This is a genomic window from Streptomyces sp. GbtcB6 (genome assembly GCF_019091475.1).
In the GTDB taxonomy this organism is placed as follows: domain Bacteria; phylum Actinomycetota; class Actinomycetes; order Streptomycetales; family Streptomycetaceae; genus Streptomyces; species Streptomyces hyaluromycini.
On the sequence record NZ_JAGXJL010000026.1, the window covers coordinates 109,794 to 133,607 of the forward strand.

17 protein-coding genes are annotated in these 23,814 nt (G+C 73.5%); 6 read left to right on the plus strand and 11 right to left on the minus strand.

The features are described from left to right. Nucleotides 1-521: 521 nt before the first annotated feature. Nucleotides 522-1,292 (minus strand): snapalysin, encoded by a 771-nt coding sequence (gene snpA, locus KVT45_RS35200; RefSeq protein WP_217553209.1) that lies wholly within the window; start codon nucleotides 1,290-1,292, stop codon nucleotides 522-524. A gap of 648 nt (nucleotides 1,293-1,940) precedes the next feature. Here snpA and KVT45_RS35205 point away from each other — a divergent pair. The 3 genes from KVT45_RS35205 to KVT45_RS35215 all read left to right on the plus strand — a co-directional run bounded on the left by KVT45_RS35205 (nucleotide 1,941) and on the right by KVT45_RS35215 (nucleotide 8,198). Further along, nucleotides 1,941-5,411, plus strand: a complete 3,471-nt coding sequence (locus tag KVT45_RS35205) for a BTAD domain-containing putative transcriptional regulator (RefSeq protein ID WP_308310959.1) — start codon at nucleotides 1,941-1,943, stop codon at nucleotides 5,409-5,411. Between the two features lie 247 nt (nucleotides 5,412-5,658). Beyond that, nucleotides 5,659-7,506: a serine/threonine-protein kinase gene (locus KVT45_RS35210; protein WP_217553211.1), complete on the plus strand. Its 1,848-nt coding sequence runs from the start codon at nucleotides 5,659-5,661 to the stop codon at nucleotides 7,504-7,506. Next, nucleotides 7,503-8,198, plus strand: coding sequence for a hypothetical protein (locus tag KVT45_RS35215; protein WP_217553212.1), 696 nt, complete (start codon nucleotides 7,503-7,505; stop codon nucleotides 8,196-8,198). Before KVT45_RS35210 ends, KVT45_RS35215 begins: the two co-directional genes overlap by 4 nt. A 9-nt stretch (nucleotides 8,199-8,207) precedes the next feature. Here KVT45_RS35215 and KVT45_RS35220 read toward each other — a convergent pair whose 3' ends face one another. From KVT45_RS35220 to KVT45_RS35230, 3 genes are all read right to left on the minus strand, one after another. Beyond that, nucleotides 8,208-11,657: a BTAD domain-containing putative transcriptional regulator gene (locus KVT45_RS35220; RefSeq protein WP_254647795.1), complete on the minus strand. Its 3,450-nt coding sequence runs from the start codon at nucleotides 11,655-11,657 to the stop codon at nucleotides 8,208-8,210. A gap of 206 nt (nucleotides 11,658-11,863) precedes the next feature. Beyond that, entirely contained in the window at nucleotides 11,864-12,520 is a 657-nt protein-coding gene (locus KVT45_RS56720; protein WP_254647796.1) for a GtrA family protein, read from the minus strand. A 126-nt stretch (nucleotides 12,521-12,646) separates the two neighbouring features. Beyond that, nucleotides 12,647-13,309 carry a PepSY domain-containing protein gene (locus tag KVT45_RS35230; RefSeq protein ID WP_217553214.1) on the minus strand — a complete coding sequence of 221 codons (663 nt, stop codon included), beginning with the start codon at nucleotides 13,307-13,309 and terminating at the stop codon, nucleotides 12,647-12,649. Nucleotides 13,310-13,444: 135 nt separating this feature from the next. Here KVT45_RS35230 and KVT45_RS35235 point away from each other — a divergent pair, with 135 nt between their 5' ends. Both KVT45_RS35235 and KVT45_RS35240 read left to right on the plus strand, forming a co-directional pair. Next, nucleotides 13,445-14,122 (plus strand): response regulator transcription factor, encoded by a 678-nt coding sequence (locus KVT45_RS35235; RefSeq protein WP_217553215.1) that lies wholly within the window; start codon nucleotides 13,445-13,447, stop codon nucleotides 14,120-14,122. Further along, nucleotides 14,115-15,575: an ATP-binding protein gene (locus KVT45_RS35240; protein WP_308310957.1), complete on the plus strand. Its 1,461-nt coding sequence runs from the start codon at nucleotides 14,115-14,117 to the stop codon at nucleotides 15,573-15,575. The genes KVT45_RS35235 and KVT45_RS35240 overlap by 8 nt, the downstream gene beginning before the upstream one ends. 81 nt (nucleotides 15,576-15,656) lie before the next feature. Here KVT45_RS35240 and KVT45_RS35245 read toward each other — a convergent pair whose 3' ends face one another. The 7 genes from KVT45_RS35245 to KVT45_RS35275 form a co-directional block, all read right to left on the minus strand. Further along, on the minus strand, nucleotides 15,657-16,157 hold the full coding sequence (locus KVT45_RS35245; protein WP_217553216.1) for a DUF4440 domain-containing protein: 501 nt from the start codon (nucleotides 16,155-16,157) through the stop codon (nucleotides 15,657-15,659). Between the two features lie 45 nt (nucleotides 16,158-16,202). Beyond that, on the minus strand, nucleotides 16,203-17,351 hold the full coding sequence (locus KVT45_RS35250) for a Xaa-Pro peptidase family protein (protein WP_217553217.1): 1,149 nt from the start codon (nucleotides 17,349-17,351) through the stop codon (nucleotides 16,203-16,205). A 314-nt stretch (nucleotides 17,352-17,665) separates the two neighbouring features. Then, nucleotides 17,666-18,625 carry an ABC transporter ATP-binding protein gene (locus KVT45_RS35255; protein ID WP_254647797.1) on the minus strand — a complete coding sequence of 320 codons (960 nt, stop codon included), beginning with the start codon at nucleotides 18,623-18,625 and terminating at the stop codon, nucleotides 17,666-17,668. Further along, nucleotides 18,622-19,407 (minus strand): ABC transporter ATP-binding protein, encoded by a 786-nt coding sequence (locus KVT45_RS35260; protein WP_217553218.1) that lies wholly within the window; start codon nucleotides 19,405-19,407, stop codon nucleotides 18,622-18,624. Before KVT45_RS35260 ends, KVT45_RS35255 begins: the two co-directional genes overlap by 4 nt. Next, on the minus strand, nucleotides 19,404-20,270 hold the full coding sequence (locus tag KVT45_RS35265; RefSeq protein WP_217553219.1) for an ABC transporter permease: 867 nt from the start codon (nucleotides 20,268-20,270) through the stop codon (nucleotides 19,404-19,406). The genes KVT45_RS35260 and KVT45_RS35265 overlap by 4 nt, the downstream gene beginning before the upstream one ends. Further along, nucleotides 20,267-21,418, minus strand: a complete 1,152-nt coding sequence (locus KVT45_RS35270; RefSeq protein ID WP_308310958.1) for an ABC transporter permease — start codon at nucleotides 21,416-21,418, stop codon at nucleotides 20,267-20,269. The genes KVT45_RS35265 and KVT45_RS35270 overlap by 4 nt, the downstream gene beginning before the upstream one ends. Further along, a complete protein-coding gene (locus KVT45_RS35275) occupies nucleotides 21,408-22,994 on the minus strand; it encodes an ABC transporter substrate-binding protein (protein WP_217553221.1) in 1,587 nt (528 codons plus the stop codon). Before KVT45_RS35275 ends, KVT45_RS35270 begins: the two co-directional genes overlap by 11 nt. A 162-nt stretch (nucleotides 22,995-23,156) precedes the next feature. Between KVT45_RS35275 and KVT45_RS35280 the strand changes: the two genes are divergently transcribed. Next, the gene (locus tag KVT45_RS35280) at nucleotides 23,157-23,804 is read left to right on the plus strand and encodes an Lrp/AsnC family transcriptional regulator (protein WP_217553222.1); all 648 of its coding nucleotides are present in this window, start codon (nucleotides 23,157-23,159) and stop codon (nucleotides 23,802-23,804) included. Nucleotides 23,805-23,814 lie beyond the last annotated feature (10 nt).

Genomic DNA, 23,814 nt, shown 5'->3' on the forward strand with positions numbered 1-23,814 from the left:
GGGACTGTTTTTTGCCCTTGGAGCCGTCGCCTTCCCTGCCCTCCCAGACCATAGCGCGCACGTGCCGCTGCCCGGTGCCGCGCACCTCCCACCCCCCCACTCGGTCACCAGGTCGGTGACGACGAGGGCGGCGACGTACTCGGCGTCCTCTTCGGGACCGTCGGTGGTGATGGCTCCCGCCGGCGCTCGGGCACTCGTACGACGATCTGCTCGCCCGGTGTGGCAGGGGGTGGCTGATCGTCCGCCGCACGGTGCCCGCCATGGCGCTGACCCTGGCAGGCGTCGCCGCCGTCCAGATCGTCGTGCCCGCTCTGGTCCGGCCGCACTACGCCGACCCGGTCCGCGCGGTCCGCCCGGTCCGAGCAGGCCTGTGGTGGACGGATCGTCCCGAAGCACGAGGCGTATGTGCGCGTTCCTGCTGTCGATCGTCTGTCGGCCGGCCTGCAAGAGGGCTCAGGCGGCCGATCGGGCAAGCGGCCGAAGCCCCCCGACAGCGAGCCGTTTCCCGCTTGGGAACGCGATCAACTCCAGGGCGTGCCGAGGAGCAGACGCCACGGACCCTGGCCCGGCGTCACGGTCGGTACCTGCGGTGCGGTGCTCGGCTGGCCGGCGGGCTGGTTCACCGTGCCCGGGGTCTGCGCGAGTCCGGTGGCCCACAGCTGGTCGACGCGCGAGCGCTCGGCGGCGTCCGGGTAGCGGTTGGTGCAGGACGGGCCGGCGGCGCCGCCCGACATCAGCTCACTGCACGGCCCGCTGTAGTCGTCCGGCAGGCCCAGCACGTGCCCGGTCTCGTGGGCGACGACGCGGACCGCGTCGTACTGCCGGCTCTGGGAGTAGTCGAGGAAGATGTAGCCGCTTCCGTGGCCGTTGGTGGAGGCGTAGGACCCGCGCTGGTCGTTGCCCTCGTAGTAGGAGAAGTCGGCACCGCTCGACGCCTCCTGGAGCTTGACGTGGGACTCGGAGCTGTTCCAGATCGCGGCCGCGCTCGATATCTGCGAACGGAAGCTCGGCGCCCGGGAGGCGTCGTAGTAGACGGTCACCGCCTGCGCGTCGGGCTGGGCGGCGCGCTTCTCGGCGACCGACTTGAGCACAGCCTCGAAGAACGCCTTGTTGTCCGCGGCCTCCTCACCCGACCCGTCGTACCGCGCCACGGAGGTACCGGCGGAGGCGGACGGGGCGGCGGCCGTCCGGGCGCTCGCCGGCACCGCCGCGCCCAGCACGCTGGAGGCCAGACCCAGGCCGAGAGCGAGGGCGAGAGCGAGGGGTCTCGCGGACGTACGGGACGAGTTCATGTGGGGGCTCCTACTCACTCGGTGACGCCGAGCGCCCGGTGCGCGGTCGACCATGCGTGAACACCGGTTCCGAACTGCGGCGACGTCCTGTGGGTCGTCATTCTTAGGACGGCTTCACAGTGGGCGCAAAGGGTCCCGCCACTACGTCGCCTCGTAGATCCCGGGACCTCGCCAGGGCGGTGCGCGGGTCTCCGGTCCGTCTGCGGCGGCGGGCGGAAAATCTGTCGCGGCGTCAGAAGCCTTGCAGGGCGGGGCAGTGGGCGTGCCGGTCGGCCGGGCGGAATTCCGGGATGTGCGTCGGGGCCCACATCAGCGCCAAGACGGACAAATGCATAAATGTCTGCCATGCCGCATCTACTAAGCGCGCCGGTTGATTGGCGGGATGCTGTGACCGACCTCATAGAACACGGCTCGGTCCGCGGCTCGGGGGCCGTCACCTCGGCGAACAAGTGTGGAGAGCCGTACGGCCATACCGATACGAACAGGGCATGTCCATCGGCTCTCTGACATGCTCCAATCGGTCGTACGGCCGACAGCGAGTGGGGACGTATGGAGCACGCCGACGGAGAGGGGCCGAGACCGAGCGCCCCGGGACCGGAGCCTCGCGGGGCTGCCGGGCTCCGGGTCGGTGTCCTCGGTGAATTGACCGTGACGCACGGCGGGCGGGCCCTGAGCCTCGGCGGGCCCCGGCCACGCGCGGTCTTCGCGCTGCTGGTGGTGGCACGGGGCGCCGTGGTCACCGGCGACCGGCTGATCGACGCGGTGTGGGGCGAGGGGCCGCCGCCGAGCGCGGTCGGTGCCTTGCAGGCGTACGTCTCGCGGCTGCGGAGGGAACTGGAACCGGCCCGGACGGCCGGTGCCCGCAGCAGTGTCATCGTGTGGGAAGGCGCCGGTTACGCGATCCGTCTCGGCGCGGACCAGGTCGACGCCTGGCGGTTCGAAGCGCTGCTCAGGCAGGCCGGGCAGGCCGGGCAGGCCGAGCCGCCGGCACAGAGGGCGGCCCTGCTCACCGAGGCGCTCGCCCTCTGGCGGGGCCCGGCCTTCGCCGGGTTCGCGGACGGACCGTGGGCACGGGCGGAGGCGGCCCGCCTGGAAGAACTGCGTGAGGTGGTGCGGGAACAGTTACTGGCCGCCCGCCTGGAGTGCGGGGAGCACACCGAGGCGCTGCTCGCCGAAGCCGAGGGTCTCGTCGCCGCACAACCCCTGCGCGAGGAGCGCTGGTCCCTGCTGGCCCTCGCCCACCACCACGCACATGGCCAGGCCGACGCCCTCTCCGTGCTCCGCCGCGCCCGCCGCACCCTCGCCGACCGGCTGGGCATCGACCCCGGCCCCGCCCTGCGCGGCGTCGAGGCCGAGATCCTGTCCCATGCGCCGCGTCCCGCCGCCCCCCTGCCGTCCGCTCCGCCCGCGTCCGTACCCACGGCTTCTGCGTCCGCTTCTGCGTCTGCCTTCGTGTTCGGTCAACTCGTCGAGCGGGAAAAGGAGTTGGCCGAACTGCGGCAATGCCTGTCGGACGCGGTCGCGGGCCACGGCGGGCTGGTGTGTGTTCAGGGCCCGGCAGGGATCGGCCGCAGCGCACTGCTGGCAGAGGTGGGGCGGCTGGGCAGGGAGTGGGGCGTACGGGTGCTGGACGCCGGTGACGGCCCGGAGGCCCGCACGGAGGTGGCGTCGGGGTCCGTGCGGCACGGTGGGCAGGCCCGTGAGCAGGGCGGTGGCGTGCAAGGTTCCCCGGGGACCGGCCCCCCGCGCGATCCCCACGACGTCGTACGCCGGTTGCTCGACGCGGTGGTCGCCGGGTACGACGGCACGCTGCCGGCCACGGCCATGGCCACGCCGGTGTTCGGCGGGCGGACCGCCGGCCGGCCCGACGGCTTCGACGTCCTGCACGGGCTCTACCGGATCGTCGAGCGCCTGGTCACCGACGACCACCCGGCACGGCGGCCCCTGCTCCTCCTCGTGGACGACCTCCAGGCGTGCGATACGGCATCCCTGTGTTTTCTGGCCCATCTGCTGCCGCGTGTCCAGAACCTGCCGATCCTCGTCGTCACCGCGCTGCGCGCCGGGGAGCCCCCTGCCCGGCGCGAGAGCGAGCAGGTGCTGGCCGACCTCGCGCAGGACCCGACGGTGGTGCACATCCGGCCCGAGCCGTTGAGCGCGGCGGGCGTCGCCCGGCTGGTACGCCGGCTGCTCGGCGGCACGGTGGACGAGGAGGTCGAACGTGCCTGCCACCGGGTGTCGGCCGGTCTGCCGCTGCTGCTGGCACACGTGCTCGGGGCCCTGGAGACGGCGGGGGCGGGGGCGGACCCGCGTGCCGTGGCGGAGTCGGGTGTCCGTGCCGTTTCCGACCTCGTGCTCACCGTGCTGGACCGGCTGCCGTCCGCCGCCATGGCCGTCGTACGGGCGGTCGCGGTTCTCGACGGCGGCAGCGCTGATGGCGGCGGCGGTGACAGTGGCGGCGGTGACGGCGGGGCCTCGCTGCCGACGGTCGCCGCCTTCACGGACCTGTCCGAGCAGGACGTGGCCACGGCGACGGCGGCCCTCGTACGGGCGGAAGTGGTCCGTGACCAGTACCCGTTGGCCTTCGTCCATCCCCTGGCCGGCGAGGCCGTGCTGCGGACGGTGTCGCCGCGGGAGCGTCCGGCCCTGCACGAAAGGGCGGCGAGGCTCCTCGACCGTGCCGGTACGGCTCCGGAGCGGACCGCCGCGCATCTGCTCCTGGTCCCCTACCGGGGCGACCCCTGGGTGGTCGGCGTCCTGCGCACCGCCGCGGCCCGCGCGGCCGCCCGCGGCGCGCACGACGCGGCCGCCACCCTGCTCACCCGCGCGCTGCTGGAGCCGCCCACGCGGGACGTCCGACCCGAGGTGCTCATGGAACTGGGGCGGGCCGAAGCACTCGTCGACGGGCCCGCGGCGGCCCGGCACCTGCGGGAGGCGTACGAGACGTCGTCACCCCTGCGCGTCGGCGCGGCGTGCCTGCTCGCGCAGACCCTGGTCTACACCGGCAGACCCGGCGAGGCCGCCGAGTTCGCGACCCGGGCGGCCACGGAGCTGCCCATCGGGCAGGCCGTCGGGCAGGCAGTGGGGCAGGCCGCCGCGGACGGTACGGCCGACGACACGGCCGACGAGCGGCAGGGGCTGCTGGCCCTGGCGCGGCTCGGCGCCTTCGCGCACGGGCTGTACACCGTGGGCACCGGCGGCATGGACGTCCCGGTGCCACCCCCCGTCGGGGACGGGCCCGGCGCCCGCATGCTCGCCGCCGAGGCGGCGAGGGACGCCACCGTGCGGGGGCTCGACCGCGCCGCGGCCCGGTTCGCGCTCACGGACCGGGTACTGCTGCGCAGCGGAAGGGTGCTCTCGTGGTGCACGGCGGGCGTCGTGCTGCACCTGGCCGACGAGGACGTCAGGCTGCTGTGGGACGAGACGCTGACGTACGCCGGGCAGCGGGGGTCGCTGATCGGGACGCTCTCGGCGCACCTGTGGAACGGGTTCACGCAGTGGCGGCACGGCGAGTTGCACCAGGCCCGCCGGTCGCTCGAAACCGCGCTCGAACAGTTCGGCGCGTGGGGGGTCACGCCGGGTGCCCCACAGTGCCGCGCGTTCCTGACCGGGGTGCTGCTGGACCTGGGCAACCCCGCCGGGGCCCGCGCCTGCCTGGAGCGGATGCGCGGCTGGATCCGGGGCGCGGAGGGCCGGCGACTGCTCGGGGAGAGCGAGGCGCGGGTGCTGATCGCCGAAGGCCGGTACGCACAGGCGCTGGCCGTGCTGGACGGCGTACGGCATCTCCAGCCGGACGTGGTGAACCCGGTGTGGTGGGACGGGGATCTGCTGCGGGTACGGGCGCTGACCGGGCTGGGTGAGCGGGACCCGGCCGAACGGCTGGCACGGGAACAGCTGTCGATGGCCCGCAGGTGGGGCGCGCCCGGCACCGTCGGCCGGGTGCTGCGGCTGTGCGGCGAGGCACGCGGGCCCGACGGCGGACCCGAACTCCGGGAGGCGCTCGCCCTGCTGGCCGACGGCCCGGCCCGCCTGGAACATGCGCGTGCCCGGCAGTCCCTGCACGCCCTGGCCGGTGGAGAGACCGTTCAAGACGGCGTCGCACGCCGATTCCCCCCTGCGTGACCGGCGTACGACGCACCGTCGGGACGAGAATCCGACGGCCGACTTGCGATCGGCTTGCAAGCGGTTCGCAAGACCGATGGCGCATCATCCGTTCCGCGGACGGATCAGACACACCAGGACCACGGATCAGACGCACCACGACCACGAACCAGACACACCACGACCACGAACCGGACGCACCACACAGCACACGCACCGCAACGAACTGACGGGGGCGGCCCGGGGGACGGGCCGGGGGGCGAAGGACATGGGCGAAGCGATACGCGCCGGGGACCAGTGGGCGGTCTCCGGCTACACACAGGACAAGGAGCTGGGTTCCGGAGCCAGCGGGCGCGTGGTCCTGGCCACGCACGACACGACCGGCACCCGGGTGGCGATCAAGTACCTCGCCGACAAGCTCTGTGACGACCCCGCCTTCCGCGAGGTATTCCGCGCCGAGGCCCGGCTGCTGGGCGAGCTCCGCTCCCCCCATGTCGTGGAGCTGTACGAGTACGTCGAGAGCCCGCGCGGCGCCGCCATCGTCATGGAACTCGTGGACGGCGTACCCCTGCGCAAGCTGCTGCGGGAGCACGGCGCCACGACCCCGGAGGCCGCGCTCGTCGTCCTCAGGGGCTCGCTGCTCGGCCTCGCGGCCGCCCACGCGGCGGGGGTCGTGCACCGCCACTACAAGCCGGACAACGTCCTGGTCGCCGCCGACGGTTCCTCCAAGCTCGTGGACTTCGGCATCGCCGTGCCGAGCGGGGTGGCCGCGGGTGCCTCCGGCACCCCGACCTACATGGCGCCCGAGCAGTGGACCGGCGGTGCGGCCGGACCGGCGACCGACGTGTACGCGGCTACGGCGACCTTCTTCGAGTGCCTGACCGGAATGAAGCCCTATCCGGGCAAGACACTGGCCGAGCTGGCGATCCAGCACATCGAGGCGCCGATCCCGGACGAGCTGGCTCCCGAGCCGGTGCGCCCACTGATCCGCAGGGGCCTGGCCAAGACCCCTGAGGAGCGCCCGGAGAGCGCGGCGGCGTTCGTCGAGGAACTCGAAGCCGTGGCCGGGGCCGCGTACGGCGAGGAGTGGGAGGAGCGCGGCCGGCGCGAACTCGCCGCGCTCGCCGCCCTGTTCTTCCTCTCCTTCCCGACGGCGGACGGTTCCGCCTCGGGTACGACGGCCCTGGCCACGACCACCCTCGGGGCGGGCGCCCGTCGGATGCCCCGCCGGAGCAGGAAGATGCTGGCCGGACTGACGGCAGGGGTCGTGCTGGTGATCGGCGGCGTCGCGGCTACGGCGGTCGCCACGGGCGCGGGTGCCGGGCACCGCACGACGAACGGGGCCGGGCCCGGTCCGGGGCCGGACGGATCCGCCGACGGGACCGCTCCGAGCGGGTCGGCCGGCTCTCCCGACGCGAACCCCTCGGCGTCGGACGGTTCCCCGTCGGCCTCGGGGAGCGCGTCGCCCTCCGCGTCGGCGTCCGGGGACGAAAGTGCCTCGCCCGACGGGTCCGCGTCCGGTGGAGCGGGAGGTACGGGCGGCGGATCGTCCGGCGCGGGAGGTACGACCACGACCGGCGGCGGTACGACCACCACGGGCGGCACGGGAACCACCGGTGGCAGCACTTCCGGTGGCAGCACCACCGGCGGCGGTACGACCACGACGAGCGGCGGCTCCACGGGCGGCGGTGGAACGACGACGAGCGGTGGTACGACGACGAGCGGCGGCTCCACGAGCGGCGGCAGCACCTCCGCGCCGCCCGCGCCCACCCTCGACGTGAAGTCCGTACAGATCAACGTGGTCGGCCCGATGTCGGCCGCCTGCACCATCGTGGCCTCCGTCAGCGTGACGACGGACGGCGCCGCCGACGGCACGCTCTACCTCAGCTGGTACGCCAGCGACTCGCCCCGCGTCGTCGGGACCGTCGTGGCCACCGATCCGGTCGCGCTGCCCAAGGGGAAGACGCAGATCTCGGGCCGCTACACCCACGCCTTCGCCGTCCCGACGCGTGCCGGCTACCTCGGTGTCAGGGTCACCACCGACCCGGCCGCCGACTCGGGCAACGGCTCCTTCCAGTCCACCGCGGCACCCGTCGATTGCGACCCGCCCCGATGAGCACACCTCCCGAGGACCCCCGGCTGCGGTTCGCCCGTACCGATCCGGCGTTGCGCCCGGACGACCCCGATCTCACCGTCACCCTCCCGCCGGCGGAACCGGCCGCGACGCTTCACCTCCCGCCTTCGGCGGCGGGCGCGGGAGCGGGAGCGGGAGCGGCCGAGGGGGAGACCCGTTTCGGGCCCGGGGTACCCGGTGCGTCCGGCACGGCCGACGACCGCGCGACGGAGATCTGGCGGGGCACGCTCACCCCGGACGGCCCGTCCGGGGTGACCGTCCGCCGCCGTCGGCCGTGGTGGCGGCACGAGCTACCGTCCCTGCTGGTGGTGGTCGCCGTCGTCGTGGCCGTCGTACTGGGCATGCGCTCCTGCACGGCGGCTCGGTCACCGCTGCACGTGGTGGGCGCCACGGTCACCGCGCCCGAGGTCGGCCGCTGTGCGAAGACGGTCCTCGTCACCGGTGTCCTCAGGACCGACGGCAACCCCGGCACCGTCGACTACCGCTGGAAGCGCAGTGACGGCACGGCCTCCGCCGTCCTCCACCAGCAGGTCGGCGAGAACGTCCGGAGCTCCGAGGTCGTCCTGCGCTGGAGCTTCGACGGCCGCGGCACCATGAAGGCCACCGCCACGCTCGAAGTGCTGTCGCCGGACCGGGTGACGGCGTCGGCCGGCTTCACGTACGACTGCTCCTGACCAGCGGCTTCAAGAGGGGCTGCTCCTGGTCTCGGCCATGGCGTCCATGGCGGCCGCGAGACCCACCGCACCGCACTCCCGCGCGAGCTGCCGCCCTCGGTTCAGGAAGGCGGCGGACTCCTCCTCCGGTGCGTGCTCGGCGAGCGCGTACAGCGCACGGGCGCACTCCAGCCGCGCCGGACCGGGCGTCAGCAGGGCGACCGCCTCCCGGAGTTCGGGCTCGCCCTCGGGCCCGCGCAGTTGTCCGACGACCCGCAGCACCCGCCCCACCGTGCTGGGCGCCCCCCACCCGCGGGCGACCGTCAGCTGCTCCATGGCCAGGGCCAGCGCCTCGGTCCGCCGGCCGGCGCCCGCGAGCGCCCGCACCCGCAGCAGCGACCAGGGCCACCACGCCGGGTTGGCCGCGGCGGGCTGGAGGTGCCGTACGTCGTCCAGGGCGGCCAGCGCCTCCTCGTACCGCTCCTCCGCGTTCAGCACCCGCGCCTCGCTCTCCCCGAGCAGTCGCCGGCCCTCCGCGCCCCGGACCCAGCCGCGCATCCGCTCCAGGCAGGCGCGGGCCCCGGCGGTGTCGCCCAGGTCCAGCAGGACGGCGGTCAGGAAGGTACGGCCCTGTGGGGCGCCCGGGGCGAGGCCCCAGATCTCCGACTGCCCGACCGCGGTCTCCAGTGACCGCCGTGCCGCGTCCAGGTCTCCGTGGTGCCACTGGGTGAAGCCGCGCCACAGGTGCGTGGCGAGCACGGAGAACAGCGAGCCGCGCTCCACGGCGCGGGCCACCGCGGCGTCCCAGAGCCCGCCGACCTCCTCGTCGGCGAGGTGCAGCACGATGCCCGCTGTGTAGAAGAGCATCTCCTCCCCGGCCGCCTGAAGCACGTCGTCGGCGACGGCGAAACGGGCGAGCGCGACGGCCCGGGGCCGGTCGCTGCCGTCCGAGGCCGCCTCCCGGGCGAGGTTGGCGGCGAGCATCCGGGCGCCGGGCCCTTCGCCCTCGACGACCGGGTCCTCGACGGTCCGCCACAGCTTCTGGTCCAGGCCGTGCATGAACCCGCTGATGCGCTCCAGCGCCAGCAGCCCCTGCCGTTCGTCGCTCAGCTCGGCGGGCAGTTCCGCCGCCGCGCGGCGGGCGAACTCGGTCGCCTGGCCGTGGCCGCCGGCGAAGACCAGGATCCGGGCGAGCAGCAGGGCGGCGGCCGCCCTGCGACCCGGGTCGGCGAGGGTGTCGTAGGCCTGGCGCAGATGCTCCACGGCGGCCGGTCCGTTCCCGAGCGTCTCGGCGCGCCCGAGGTCGAGCAGTATCCCGGGGCGGCGTTCGGGGGCGGGCGGTTCGTCGAGCACGCGGGTGAGGTACGTGGCAGCGGCGTCGGGGGCGCCCCGGCCCGCGGCCTCCCGGGCCGCCGCGCAGAGGACGTCCACCACGTCCGGGTCGCCCCGGTGCGGGGCGAGCAGCAGCTGGGCCGCCGTGCGCTCGGGCGGCGCGCCGGCGGCGGACAGCGCACGGGCCGCCCGTTCGTGGCGCAACTGCCGCTCGCCAGGGGGCAGTTCGCGGTAGACGGCATCTCCGACGAGGGGGTGCACAAAGGCGTAGGGGTGGCCCTCGCGCAGGATCTCGGCCTGTACGAGCGGCACGATCGCCTGCGCTGCCTCCGCCTCCGGCCGCGCCATGAGCGCCGCCACCTCGGCGAGCCCCGCCGTCCCGTCCCCGAGTACGGCCACGGCCTGCGCCGCCTCCCGTGCTTCCGCGGGCAGCCGCGCCATCCGGCCAAGGACCAGCCCGGACACCGCTCGCGACCCGGCCTCCGCGACCCCGCCGCTGTGCGCGGCGTCGGGCCGGGTCCCGCGCGCGTGCAGGGCCCGCAGCAACTGCCGCAGCAGCAGTGGGTTTCCGGCCGTGGCGCGATGGCAGGCCGCCGTGAACTCCTCCTGCGGCTCCTCGCCGAGCGTCCGGCGGACGAGACCGGCGACCCCGCTCGCCGTCAGCGGGGTGGGCCTGATCCGCACCACCGAGGGGTCCGTCGTCAATGCCTTGGGCAACTCCTCGCCCTGCTGCGGTTCCCCCGTACGCAGCGTGACGGCGATGAGCACCGGCAGCCCTTCCAGCCGGCCCGCCAGATACGCCAGGTACCGCACCGAGCCGCTGTCGCACCACTGGAGGTCGTCCACGGCCAGCACCAGCGGGCCCGCCGCTCGCACCAGCTTCCGGGTCAGCTCGTACAGCCCGTTCAGCACCGCGAAACTCTGCGGCTGCGGCCCGCGCACCGCTCCGAAGACCGCCCCCGCGGCGACGGCGGCCCCGGCGAGCAGCGACTCCTCGCGGTCGCTCACCACCCGCTCGAACAACTGGCGTACGGCCCCGTAGCCGTAGTCCTTCTCCCGTCGGCTGCCCGTCGCGGTCAGGACGGTCACCCGTTCCCCGGCCGCCAGGTCGGCCACCTCGCCCAGCAGACGGCTCTTGCCGATGCCGGCCGGACCCTCGATGAGCACCACGTGGGGCCTGCCGTCCAGGGCCGAGCGCCGGCTGTCGCGCAGCTCGGCGAGCTGGGGGCCGCGGTCCACGAGCACGTCGGCCCGCGGGCCGGGGCGGGGCACCGGCCCCGCCGGTCCCGCCGGCCTCACCGGTCCTGCGGGTCCTGCCGGTCCTGCTCCGGGCACGGCGGACGTCCCGGCGGACGCGGGGACGGCGGTGTGCGGCCCCCGGCGGGCCGGGGCGTCGAGGGCAGGGTCCTGGGCCAGGATCCCGGCCTCCAGATCACGCAGGGCGGCCCCCGGGACGGTGCCGGATCCGGCGGACAGCAGGGGCCTCGCGCGACGGAGCGCGTCCAGAGCGTCGGCCTGGCGGTGGGCACGGTAGAGGGCCAGGGCGAGAAGACGCCGGCGTTCTTCGCGGAGCGGGTCCTCGGAGACCAGGGATTCGAGTTCGGGCACGAGGACGGCGTCCTCGCCCCGGGCGAGGCGGGCCGCGAGCAGCCGTTCGCGGGCGAGCTCGCGCAGTTCGGCGAGGCGGGCCGACTCCCGGTGGGCCCAGGGTTCGGCGGCGTATTCCGCGTAGGCCGGACCCCGCCACAGCGCGAGCCCGGCCTCCAGGACGGCCACGGCCTCCGACGGGCGGCCCTCGTCGGCGTGCGCGGCGGCGGACCGCAGCGCCTCCTCGAACCGCCAGGCGTCCACCGCGTCGGCCGCCAGCCGCAACGCGTACCCCGCCCCCTCGCTGACGATGACGCCCCCGCGCGCCCTCGCCTCCCGCTCCGGCTCCAGACAGCGCCGCAGATGAGAGACATGGGCGTGCAGTGCGGCGGCGGCGCGGCGGGGCGGCGTGCCGCCCCAGACCCCTTCGACCAGCCGGTCCCGGGCGACGACCGAGCCCCGGGCGACGATCAGCAGGGCGAGCACGGCCCGCTGCCGTCGCCCGCCCAGCTCCAGCGGCCGGGCCCGGAACGCGGCCCCGACCTCACCGAGCACCGTCATGCGCAGTTCGTGTGGCGACACACACCGCATCAAACCAGAACATCTATTCGCCGATGCCGCACGTGTCGCACGGAGTGGGTACGCGGCAAGGCGAGCGCGACGTGAGTGGTGCGGCACACGCTCCGCCGCCGACCGCGCCAGGGCGCGAGTCGCCGAAGGGCCGGTGCGCTCGCCCGGAGCGTGCCCGTATGAGCGGACGACCACGGTCAACAGAGGTGCGAGCAGGCCCGGCCGACGATGCCATGTGTGAGGCCCAGGTCGGAGACCTGGGCCTTGTTGTCGTGTCTGGCGGTCAGTCGCCGCGTGCCGGGTTCGTGCCGGTTGGGTTTCCCGTTCTTGTCCTTCTCGACGGCGCGCCCACGCTCGGCGAAGACGAACAGCCGCAGCACCAGGAAACGTCCGGTTCCGGCAAGCCCGGTGGCGCTGAGGTAGACGATCTGCTCGGAAAGGATCCCCGGCGACGGCCGCACCATGTGCAGAACGGCCATCGCGGCGCAGGTGATCGCGTAGGCGGCAGCGGCCGACCCCGCGGACTGCCAGTGCCGGCGCCATCCGGCGCGCCGCCCGGCCCCGAAGGTGAAGCGTGCGTGGAGCTCCGTACAGAGGGCGGTGGAGGCGGCGGTCATCAGCGCGTTCGCCACCGTCCAGGGCATCAGAGCGGCGCACAGTGACACAGCGGCACTGGAGGCGACCCCGACACCGCCGCCGTACAGGACGAAACGGGCGAAGGCGGTGGTCGGGCCGGGAACGGCCGGGCTCCGCCGTGTGCTGTTCCGGTCGGTCGCCGTCCCCCGCGGCGTGACCCGTGTGCCACACCGTGTTTCACGCGCCGTCTCCGGCTCCGACGCGAACGGCGACTTCATGGGTTTCCTTCCGGAGGAGGTGGCGGTGGAACTCTGGGGCGGGTGGGGCCGGGCCGGCCCATGCTGTTGCGCGCCCGCGGAGCCGAGGGCGGGCCGCGCCGCATCCTCGGCTCCGGGACCGGGCCGTCAGTTCGCCGTGTCGGAGGTGGCCGACGCGACGGTGTTGCCGGTCACCGTGCCGCTGGCACCGTCGATGGTGACCAGGTGCCGGACGCCGTCGGTGCCCAGCACCTCGACCTCCCACGCGCTTCCGCCACCCTGTTCGGCGACCACGCGCAGCGACTCCGTCTTGCCGCCGGGGACCGCCTTGCCGGCCGCCTCGATCGCCGCCGTGGCCGAAACCGCCGGCAGCGGCGCGGGCGCGAGGGTCCCGGCAGCGCTCTGGCCGCTCTGGCTGCTTTGACCGCTCTGGCCGCTCTGGCTTCTCTGGCTGCCCTGGCTGTCGCCGCCGAGCCCGGATTCGTCGTTCTGGCCGCTACGACCGCCTCGCGCCTGCCCGTATGCGCCCTGCCGGCCGTCGTCGCCGCCCGCCCGCCCGTGCTCTGCCGCGAACTGGCGGTGGCCGCCCTTTTCGCCGTGGTCGTGGTGGACGACCGCAACGGCGCCGGCCGCGGCGACGGCCGCCACCAGAACCGCGGCGCCGAGGACGGTCCCACGACGCCGGCCCACCCGGGGGAGGCGCGCCCGGAAGGTCCTGGCCGGCTTGGCCGGCTTCGGTGGCGCGGCCGGCTCGGCCGGTGCGTCCGCCGTCGGCTCGGGCTGCTGCTGGGGCGGTTCGGGTTCGGACATGTTCGGGCTCCTGATCGCCTCGACCGGCCCGGTGCCGGCGGCTGCGATCAGCTTGGAATGCCGTTGCTGAAGCCAGGCTGAAGGTGGCTGAAGGCGTCTTCAGCCACCGCCCGTGCGGCGTGCGAGGCTGTTGCCGTGCGCGTACTGGTGGTCGAGGACGAGAAGCGGCTGGCCGCCGCCCTGCAGCGAGGTCTCAGGGCCGAGGGGTTCACCGTGGATGTCGCCCACGACGGGAACCAGGGACTGTGGCTCGCCCTGGAGCACAGCTACGACGTGGTCGTGCTCGACATCATGCTGCCCGGCCTCAACGGCTACCGGGTCTGCGCGAGGCTCCGCTCGGCCGGGAGCGACACACCGATCCTGATGCTCACCGCCAAGGACGGGGAGTACGACGAGGCCGAGGCGCTGGACACCGGTGCCGACGACTTCCTGTCCAAGCCGTTCTCCTACGTCGTCCTGGTCGCCCGGCTCCGCGCGCTCCACCGCCGTACCGGCCACCGGGTCCCTCCGGCGTTCCGGCTCGGTGACCTGGTGATCGATCCGGCCGGCCACACATGTGTCCGTGGCGGCACCGAAGTCCGGCTCACCGCTCGGGAGTTCGCCATTCTTGAGTACCTGGCCCGCCGGGCCGGCGAGGTGGTGTCCAAGCTCGAGATCCTCGAACACGTCTGGGACTCGGCCGTCGAGGCGGACCCCAATCTCGTCGAGGTCCACGTCAGCGCCGTACGCCGCAAGATCGACACCTCGTTCGGCCGCTGCGCCCTGGAGACCATCCGCGGTGCCGGGTACCGGCTGGCGGCCGACGGTGGCTAGAGGACTCGCCTCCCGCGCCGGTGAAGTACCGGCAGCGATCAGGCGCCTGCGCTTCGCCGCCGTGCGGCTCGTCAGGCTCGTACGACACCCGTGGCCGGGATCGGTACGGGCCCGGGCGACGCTCGGGGCGACCGCGGTCGTCGCCCTCGCACTGACCGCGGCCTCCTTCGCGCTGTTCGCCATGGTGCACGCCGACCTCCAGCGCAACGCCAACGACGCGGCCACCGCGCAGGCGGACACCGTCGGTCAGCTGGCCGCCGAGGGCAAGCTGCCCGACCTGCTGCCGCTCTCCCACGGCGCCGACTTCATCCAGGTCGTCGACAGCAGCGGGCGCGTGGTGGCCGCCAGCCAGAACCTCGTCGGCCGCCCGGCCGTCGCCGACCTGCGCCCCCATGAGGGCAGGCTGCGCGCCACCTGGTCCGGCGAACCGTTCGGCGAAGGACACCGCCAGCGGATCGTCGCCGTCACCGCCCGGACCCCCGGCGGCACGGTCACCGTGTACGCGGGCACGTCGCTGCGGGACGCGGACGCGGCCGACGAGATCACCAAGGCCGCGCTGGGTATCGGCACGCCGCTGCTGCTGGCCACGGTCGCTCTGGTCACCTGGTGGGTGACCGGCCGGGCCCTGCGTCCGGTGGAGGCCATCCGCGCCGAGGTCGCCGAGATCACCGGACATGCTCTGCACCGCCGCGTCCCGGTACCGGCCGCCCAGGACGAGGTCGCCCGCCTGGCCCGCACCATGAACGTCACCCTCGACCGCCTGGAGGACGCCGTCGTCCGCCAGCGCCGCTTCATCGCCGACGCCTCGCACGAACTGCGCAGCCCCATCACCGTCCTGCGCACCCAGTTGGAGGTCGCCCTCGCCCATCCGGACCCGGCCCTGTGGCCCGACCTGGTCAGTGACGCCCTGGAGGACACCGTCCGGCTCCAGGATCTCGCCTCCGACCTGCTGCTCCTCGCCCGTCTGGATGCGGCCGAGCCGGTCAGCCGCGTCCCGCTGGACATGGCCGAACTCTGCCGTACGACGGTTGCCGCGCGGCAAGGCGACCGGCTCCCCGTCGATACCAGGCTGCAACCCGGCCTCACCGTGGAGGGCAACCGCGGGTGGCTGGTCAGGCTCCTCACCAACCTCCTCGACAACGCCCAGCGGCATGCCGATCGCCGCATCGAACTGGTGCTGCACGCCGACCCGGACGCCGGCCTGGCCGTACTGGAGGTGACCGACGACGGACCCGGCATTCCCGAGGCCGACCGCGAGCGGATCTTCGAGCGCTTCACCCGCCTCGACGACGCCCGCAGCCGGGACCTGGGCGGAGCCGGCCTCGGGCTGGCCATCGCCCGCGACATCGCCCGTCAGCACCACGGCACCCTCCGCGTCGAACCCCGCCCGTACGGCGCCTGCATCGCCGCCCGCCTCCCGCTGTCGCCCTCCGGGTCCGAAGCAGGTAGGTGACACCGGGATGCACGGCAGGCTCCGTGCATCAGCGAAGGCTCCTTCGAGCGGCTGGCCGCCCGCTCGTCCCTCAGCCCTGCGTCAAAGGCTTGGGGGTGTTGTGGTGCCGGGTGTTCTCCCCTGCTCCGAAGCGCTGTGGATGTCCTCGTGCAGGTGTACGACGAGCCAGTGGCCGTCGGGACGGGTGCGACGCAGGATCGCGGTGTTGCGGGCCAGTTCCGGCGGGGCTGTGCGGAAGTCGACCCTCAGCCAGTAGCGGGCCACGGCCAGGTCTCCGAAGACGTCGACGACCTGGTCGTACGCCGTGAGGCCGGTCTCGGCGGGGCCGGTGCCGGTCGTGGGGCGGGCGTCTCGGACGTGGTTCAACTCGCTTCTGCCACAGAGGAGTTCGGGAGTCGCCGAGTCCCAGATGGTGGCCTCGGGGTCGAGGAAGGAGTCAATGCGCTCGCGGTCGCCCGCGGTATAGCCCGCGTACATGCCCGTGATCACCGCCCACACCTCGGCCAGATCGGCGGGTGCCCCACCCGGGCGGGCACCGTCACCGGCTGCGGGACGGGCGGAACGGGACGGTGGAGTGGGCATGACGGAGTCCTTGAGTGGGTGAGTGATGGAACGGTTCGCGCCGGGTCAGGGGAGTACGACCAGGTCCCGAGGCGTGCGGTTGAGGCGCTCCCCGCCCTGCTCCGTACAGATCACGATGTCCTCGATCCGCGCCCCGTGGCGGTCGGGGAGATAGATGCCGGGTTCGACGGAGAAGGCCATGCCCGGTGCGAGCGGGAGGGGGTTCCCGGCCACGATGTAGGGGTCCTCGTGGCTCTCCAGGCCGATGCCGTGTCCGGTGCGGTGGATGAAGTACGTCCCGTATCCGGCGTCGGTGATGATGTCCCGGCCGACGGCGTCCAGTTGCCCGGCGGTGATGCCCGGCCGTACGGCGTCGGTCTGGGCGCGTTGGGCGCTCGACAGCACGTCGTGGAGGCGGCGGAAGGCGGCCGGCGGCTCGCCGACCGCGTACACGCGGGTGGAGTCGGAGCAGTAGCCGTCCTGGGTCGTACCGCCGATGTCGACCACCACGGGGTCACCGGACCGGATCGTGCGGTCGGACAGTTCGTGGTGCGGGCTGGCGCTGTGCGGGCCGGAGCCGACGATGACGAAGTCGGCCCGTATGTGCCCCTCGGCGATGATCGCGTCCGCGATGTCCCGTCCGACCTCGCGTTCGGTGCGTCCGGCCCGCAGCCACTCGCCCATGCGGGCGTGCACCCGGTCGATGGCCGCGCCGGCCCGGCGCAGGGCGGCCGCCTCCTGCGGAGTCTTGCGCATCCGCAGCTCGTGCAGCACGTCTCCGGCCAGTTCCTGGCGGGCGTCCGGCAGGGCGGTGCGGAAGGCGGTGGTCTTCTCCGCCCACATGCGGTTGTCCACGCCGAAGCGGGCCGTCCGGCCGGGCAGCCGGGCCGCGACGAGGGCGTAGGGGTCGTCGGTCTCGTGCCAGCCGGTGATCTCGATGCCCAGGTCACCGGCCGGGGACGCCTTCGCGGCGGGTTCCTCCAGGGCCGGTACGAGCAGGAAGGGGTCGCCGTCGGCCGGCAGGACCAGGCAGGTCAGCCGCTCCAGCGGCTTGGCGTCGTAGCCCGTCAGGTAGCGCAGGTCCGCGCCGGGCGAGATGAGCAGGGCGTCCAGACCGGCTCGGGCCGTGGCCTGCCGGGCGGTGCGGAGACGGTCGGCCGGGTAGAGGGGCGGGAGCGGGTCGGCGGGGTGGCGGGGGTGGTCGTCGTCGCGCATCGGGGCTCCATGAGCTCGTGAGGTGTCGTGCGACCGGGAAGGCCACCGGCGGGGTACCCCTGACGCGGGGCCGCCGGAACGCCGTCGGGAGGTCACGTTGTCGGGGTGGGGGCGTTGTGGAGCGGTTCCAGGGCGAATCGATTCGGCGGTGAGGAAGTGGGCGAACCACACCCAGGGGCGGGGGGCACGGCCCCGGGTGGGTCACGGAAGGGCGCGCACCCGGCGGGCCCGGCGGCCGCGGGGCATGGGACATATGGATGCGGACGGGCACGCGCGTCCGGTCCCGCGCTCCTGAGCGGGCCGTCCCACCCAGGTCACGCCGTGTACAGGCGGCACGCGACGCCCCCGGCGATCAGCTGCGGCTCCTCGCGGTCGCAGCCGTCGAAGACCCGTGGGCAGCGGGGGTGGAAGCGGCAGCCGCTCGGCGGGTCGGCGGGGTCGGGTACGTCGCCGGGGAGTTCGGCGGGCAGCACTCCCGCCCCGTCCGGCCGCGGTACGGCGGCCAGCAGCGCCCGCGTGTAGGGGTGCCGCGGTTCGTCCCAGACCTCGGCGGTGGGGCCGGTCTCCACGATCCGCCCGAGGTACATCACGGCGATCCGGTCGGCGATCAGCCGTACGACGGACAGGTCGTGGCTGATGAACAGCAGCCCGGCGCCCGACTCGACGGCCAACGACCGCATCAGTGTGGCCACTTGGAGCTGGGCGGAGGCGTCGAGAGCGGAGATCGGTTCGTCCCCGACGAGCAGCCGGGGGCGGGCCGCGAGCGCACGGGCGATCGCGATGCGCTGCCGCTGGCCGCCGGAGAACTCCTGCGGGTAGCGCTCGGCGGCGCTCGCCGGCAGTCCGACCCGGGTCAGGAGGTCCGCCGGGGACGCCCCGTCCGGCGTCTCGCCGCGCTCGGCGGCCGTACGGATGCCGTCGGCGAGCTGCGCGCCCACCCGGCGGCGCGGGTTGAGGGAGCCGTACGGGTCCTGGAAGACCATCTGGACGCCGGTGAGGGCCGGGTCGCGGCGGCGCACCCGCAGTGGGCGCACCGGTGTGCCGTCGTAGGTGATCCGGCCCTCCGCGGGTGCGGTGAGCCCGCAGACCGCCCGCGCCAGGGTGGACTTTCCGCAGCCCGACTCACCGACCAGCCCGACGACTTCGCCCGCCGCCACCTGGAGGCTGACCCCGGCGACGGCGCGGGTCGGCGGCGCGCCCGGCCGGTGGTACTGGACGACGAGGTCGTCCACGGAGAGGAGAGGGGCCGTCGGGTGCGGAGGCATACCGGTCATACCGTGCTCCTTCCGGGGAGCGAGTCCAGGAGCGTACGGGTGTACTCGTGCTGCGGGTCGGTCAGCACTCGGCCTCGCGGGCCGGTCTCGACGACCAGGCCGTGGCGCATCACGCTCACCTCGTCGGCGATCGCGGACATCACGCCCAGATCGTGGGTGACCAGCAGGACGGCGAGGCCCAGGTCGTCGCAGAGTCCGCGCAGCAGCCGCAGTACGCCGGCCTGCACGGTCACGTCGAGAGCGGTGGTCGGCTCGTCGGCGATCAGCACCTTCGGTTCGCAGGCCAGTGCGATGGCGATCGCGATGCGCTGGCGCATTCCGCCGGAGAACTGGTGGGGGTAACGCCCGAGCGCCGCACGGGGGTTGGGGATACGGACCTGCGTGAGCAGATCGACTGCCCTCTCCTTCGCGGACTTCCGGTCCAGTTTCAGGTGGTGGCGCAGGTGGTCGGTGAGCTGGTGTCCGATGCTGAGCATGGGGTGCAGGCTGGTGGACGGGTCCTGGAACACCATGCTCACCGATCGCCCGCGCAGTGCGGCCAGTCGGCGGGACGGGAGGGTGAGCAGGTCCGTGCCCTCCAGCTCGATGCGACCACCCGTGCGGGCGCCCGGCGGCAGCAGGCCCAGCGCGGCCAGACCGGTCATGGTCTTGCCCGAACCGCTCTCCCCCGCGAGCCCGTGCACCTGCCCCGGCCGCACCGCGAGGTCGACACCGCCGAGGATGCGACGGCCGCCCAGGTCGAGGGTCAGACCGCTGATCTCCAACACGTTGCCGTCGGTCATGCGACCCGCTCCTTCTCCGCGCCGATCGTGCGGGCCGTGCCGGGGTCGAGGGCGTCCCGGAGCGTGTCGCCGAGGAAGTTGAAGGCGAGGACGACGGTGAGGATGGCCAGGCCAGGGAAGACCCCGATCCACCACTTGTCGAACTGCTGGGTGCCGTCGGCCACCATCGCGCCCCACTCGGCGGTAGGCGGCTTTGCACCGAGTCCCAGGAAGGAAAGCCCGGACAGCAGCAGCGTCGCGGTGCCGATGTCGAGGGTGGCGAGGACCAGCAGCGGGCCGAGCACGTTGGGCAGGATGTCGACGCGCAGTGAACGCCCGGCGGAGAAGCCCAACAGCCGTCCACTGAGCACGAATTCGCGGTTCCTGAGGCCCATGACCAGACCCCGGGTGACCCGGGCGTACGACGGCCAGGACACGACCAGGACGGCCAGTACCGCGTTCTGCAGGCTGGCGCCGAGCGCGGCGGCGACCACCATCGCCAGGATGACGGTGGGGAAGGCGAACACCAGGTCCGCGATCCGCATCACGGTCTCGTCCACCCACCGCCCGAAGAACCCGGCGCAGGCCCCGAGCACCCCGCCGACCAGCAGCGACATGGCCACCAGCAGCAGGGCGAGCGGGATGGAGACCCGGGCGCCGTACAGGACGCGGCTCAGCACGTCCCGGCCCAGCTCGTCCGTGCCGAACCAGTGCCCGGCGCCGGGGCCGGCCAGCCGGGGCAGGTCCTGCGCGAGGGGGTCGTGCGGGGCGAGCAGCGGGGCGGCGATCACGATCACCAGCCAGAACGCCGCGACCAGGCCGCCGGTGACCGCGAGGGGACGGCGCCAGGCGGGCGGCAGCCGTCGTAGCAGGGAGAACCTCACTGCACCCTCACCCTCGGGTCGATCACGCCGTACAGCACGTCCACGGCGAGGTTGACGGTCAGGTACACCAGGCCCACGACCAGTCCGACGCCCATGACGGCGGGCAGGTCGAGGGTGGTGGCGCTGCGGTAGGCGTAGGCGCCCAGGCCCGGCCAGGCGAAGATCGACTCCACCAGGACGGTGCCCGACAGCAGGGCTCCGAAGGCCAGTCCGGCGACCGTGACGACGGGGACGAGGGCCGCCCGGAGCACGTACTGGAAGAGGACGGTCCGGCCGGGCAGCCCCTTGGCGCGGGCCGCCCGCACGTAGTCCTGGTTCAGCACCTCCAGGACGGCGGAGCGGGTGAAGCGGGTGAGCAGGCCGACGGTGTACGCGGTCAGCACCAGGGCCGGCAGGGCGAGATGACCCACCGCGCTCCAGAACACCGGCCACTGGCCCGCGAGTGCCGCGTCGACCGTGTAGAGGCCGGTGACATGGGGTGGAGCGGTCATGCCGGGGTCGAGGCGTCCGCTGCCCGGGGCCCAGCCGAGCCGGTAGAAGAAGACGTAGAAGGCGAGCAGCGCCAGCCAGAAGGTCGGCACCGAGACACCCAACAGGCTCACGACACGCAGGAGTTGGTCGGCGAAACGGTCCCGGCGCAGCGCCGCGACGACACCGAACGCCACACCCACGACGAGGGAGACCACGATGGCCGCCCCGGCGAGTTCGAGGGTGGCGGGGACGGCGGTGGACAGGTCGTCGAGGACCGGCTGGTGGCTCTGCTGGGACTCGCCGAGGTCGCCGTGGAGCAGGTTGCCCAGGTAGGTGACGTACTGGACGGGCAGCGGCTTGTCGAGGCCGTAGTGGTGGCGGAACTGGGCGACGATCGCCGGGTCGCCGATCGCGCGCTGGCCGAGGTTGGCCGCCGCCGGGTCGCCCGGGACCAGGTTGGTGAGGACGAACGTCACCAGGGTCACGCCGAGCGCGAGCAGGACGGCGGTCGCGGTGCGGCGGAGCAGGAAACGGGCGAGGGGGTGGCGGGCGAGGAGGCGGCGGCCGGGGCCGGGGAGGCCGCGGGCCCCGGGGCGGCCGGCGAGGAGGCGGTCGCCCTCACCGCCGCCCGCGGTACCCGCGCCCGCGCCCTTCCCGCCCGCTCCCTTACTTGGCACCCAGCGCGGCGACATCGATCGTCCATACGGGGTTGTAGGCGACGCCGGTGACGGACGCGGCGGAGACGGTGTTCCGGCTCGGCTGCATCAGCGGGATGAAGGGGCCGTCGGTGTTCAGCTCGGTCTGGATCTGCTCGTACAGCGTCTTGCGGGCGTCGTCGCCGATCGTGGTGGCCGCCTTGTCGCCGAGCGAGGTGAGGGCGGGGTCGGCACCGGCCTTCCAGCCCGCGCGCAGGCCGACCAGGTTGCCGGGCAGGAAGGCCAGGTAGTCGCTGGGGTCCGGGTAGTCCGGGCCCCAGTACCAGAGGCCCAACTGCTCCTTGCCGTTACGGTAGTTGTCCAGCTCCGTGGTGGTCGGCGCGGGGGCCAGCGTGACGGTGATGCCGACCTCCTTCAGCTGTGCCTGGACCCGTTCGGCGAGGGTCTGCAGGGACAGGCCGTCGACGGTCAGGTCACTGGGGTAGCCGAGCGTCACGGACGGCTTGCCGATCCCGCTCGCCTTCAGGGCCGCCTTCGCCCCGGCCAGGTCGCGGGCGGCGGCCTGGGAGCCGGGCAGCGCGCCGAGGAAGGTGGACGGGATGATCCCGGCGGGCTGGACGGAGCCGGTACCGGCGAGCGACAGCAGGCTCTTGTAGTCGATGCCCTTGCGCACCGCCTCCGCGAACTTCGCGTTCGCCGTCGTGGTGCTGACCTTGGTGTTCTTGTTGAGCAGCAGGAAGATCACGTCGGAGGACGTGCCGCTGTCCACCTTGAGCCCGCCGCCGAGCCCGCTGACCTGGTCGGAGGGGAGGTCGAGGGCGATCTGGCTGTCGCCGCGCTGCACGTTCAGCTTCTGGGTGGGCGCCTGGACGTTGCGGAGCACGATCTTGTCGTACGCGGGCTTGTCCGCGCCCGTGTACTTGGGGTTCTTCTTCAGGACGACCTGGGTGTTGGTGTCGAAGGAGGTGAGCGTGTACGGGCCGGAGCCGGCCGACGCGGTGTTGAGGTACTTCTCCGCCCCGTCCGCCGAGGTCGCCGAGCCGCCGTGGGCCTGGACCGTCTTCGCGCTGAGGATGCCGAGCGCGGGGTTGGGGAGAATGAAGGGCAGGGCAGGGTTGGCCTTCGTCGACACCAGGGTGACCGTCGAGGCGTCCGTCTTGGTGACCGTGACGCCGTCGAGCAGGAACGACGGATTGCCCTTGAGCGCGATCACCCGCTTCAGCGAGAACACCACGTCGTCGGCGGTGACCGCACTGCCGTCCGCGAACTTCGCGCCCGTCCGCAGGTGCAGGGTGAGCGTCCTGCCGTCCGTGGACTGCTCGTACGAGGAGGCCAGCCCCGGCACCGGCTTGGTGACGTCGCCGCCCTTGAAGGTCAGCAGCGTCTCGTAGAGCGCCTTGTCCACGATCTGCCCGGTCGGCTCGAACTCACGGCCCGGGTCGGCGGTCTTCAGGTTGAACGACGTGTCGATGACCAGGGTCTTGCCGGCCGAGGAGCCGGAGGCGCCCGTACCACCCGAGCAGGCGCTCAGCGCGAGCGCAGCGACCGCGACGAGAGAAAGTGCCGCCGGGTACGACCCGGCACTGAATCTGGGCATGCGTGCCTCCGTGAGCAGGGCGGAGCGGAAGAAGGCCGGGCGGGTGCGGGCAGGCGCCGTGAGGTCGACCTGGACGATTCGCCGTTAGGGTGGGCCGAAACTAACCAGGACTCTCGGCCGACGGGATCAGCGCGAGACGAAAATCAACGGAGAGGCGCGAACATGGAAGATCAGTCCACCCCGGAGTCCCCGGGTGAACGGCGCTCTGGACGGATCGGCATCGGCCTTGCCCTGGATTCGGTGCATTTCAAGATCCTCGACGTCCTCCGTACCCAGGGCCGCATCTCTGTCGCGGCCCTCGCGGACCGCGTCGGCGTCTCCCGCGCGAACGCCTACACGCGCCTCGAAGCCCTCCGCGCGGACGGCGTGATCAACGGCTTCAGCGCCCGCGTCGACCACACCCGGGTCGGTCTGGAGATCTGCGCCCTGATCTTCGTCACGGTCCGTCAGGAGCTGTGGAAACAGTTCCGCACCGCGCTCGCCCAGATGCCGGAGGTGGAGTACTGCGCCGTCACCACCGGCCAGCACGACGCCATGATCCAGATCCGGGTGGCCGACGTCTCCGCCGTCCACCGCCTGGTCACCGACCGGCTTTCCACCATTCCCGCGGTGCGCGCGACCGAGACCGTGATCATCCTCGACGAGGTGCTCCGCCGCCCCTACGTCCTGCCGTCCGTGCCCCGCCCCACCGATGCGGCGCCCGGCACACCCCAGGACGCCCCCGGCACGAGCCAGTTCGGCATGACCCGCTTCATCCGCGCGGCTGAAGGACGGGCCGACCTGCAACGCGCTTCCGAGCCGGAGGACTGACAGCATGTTC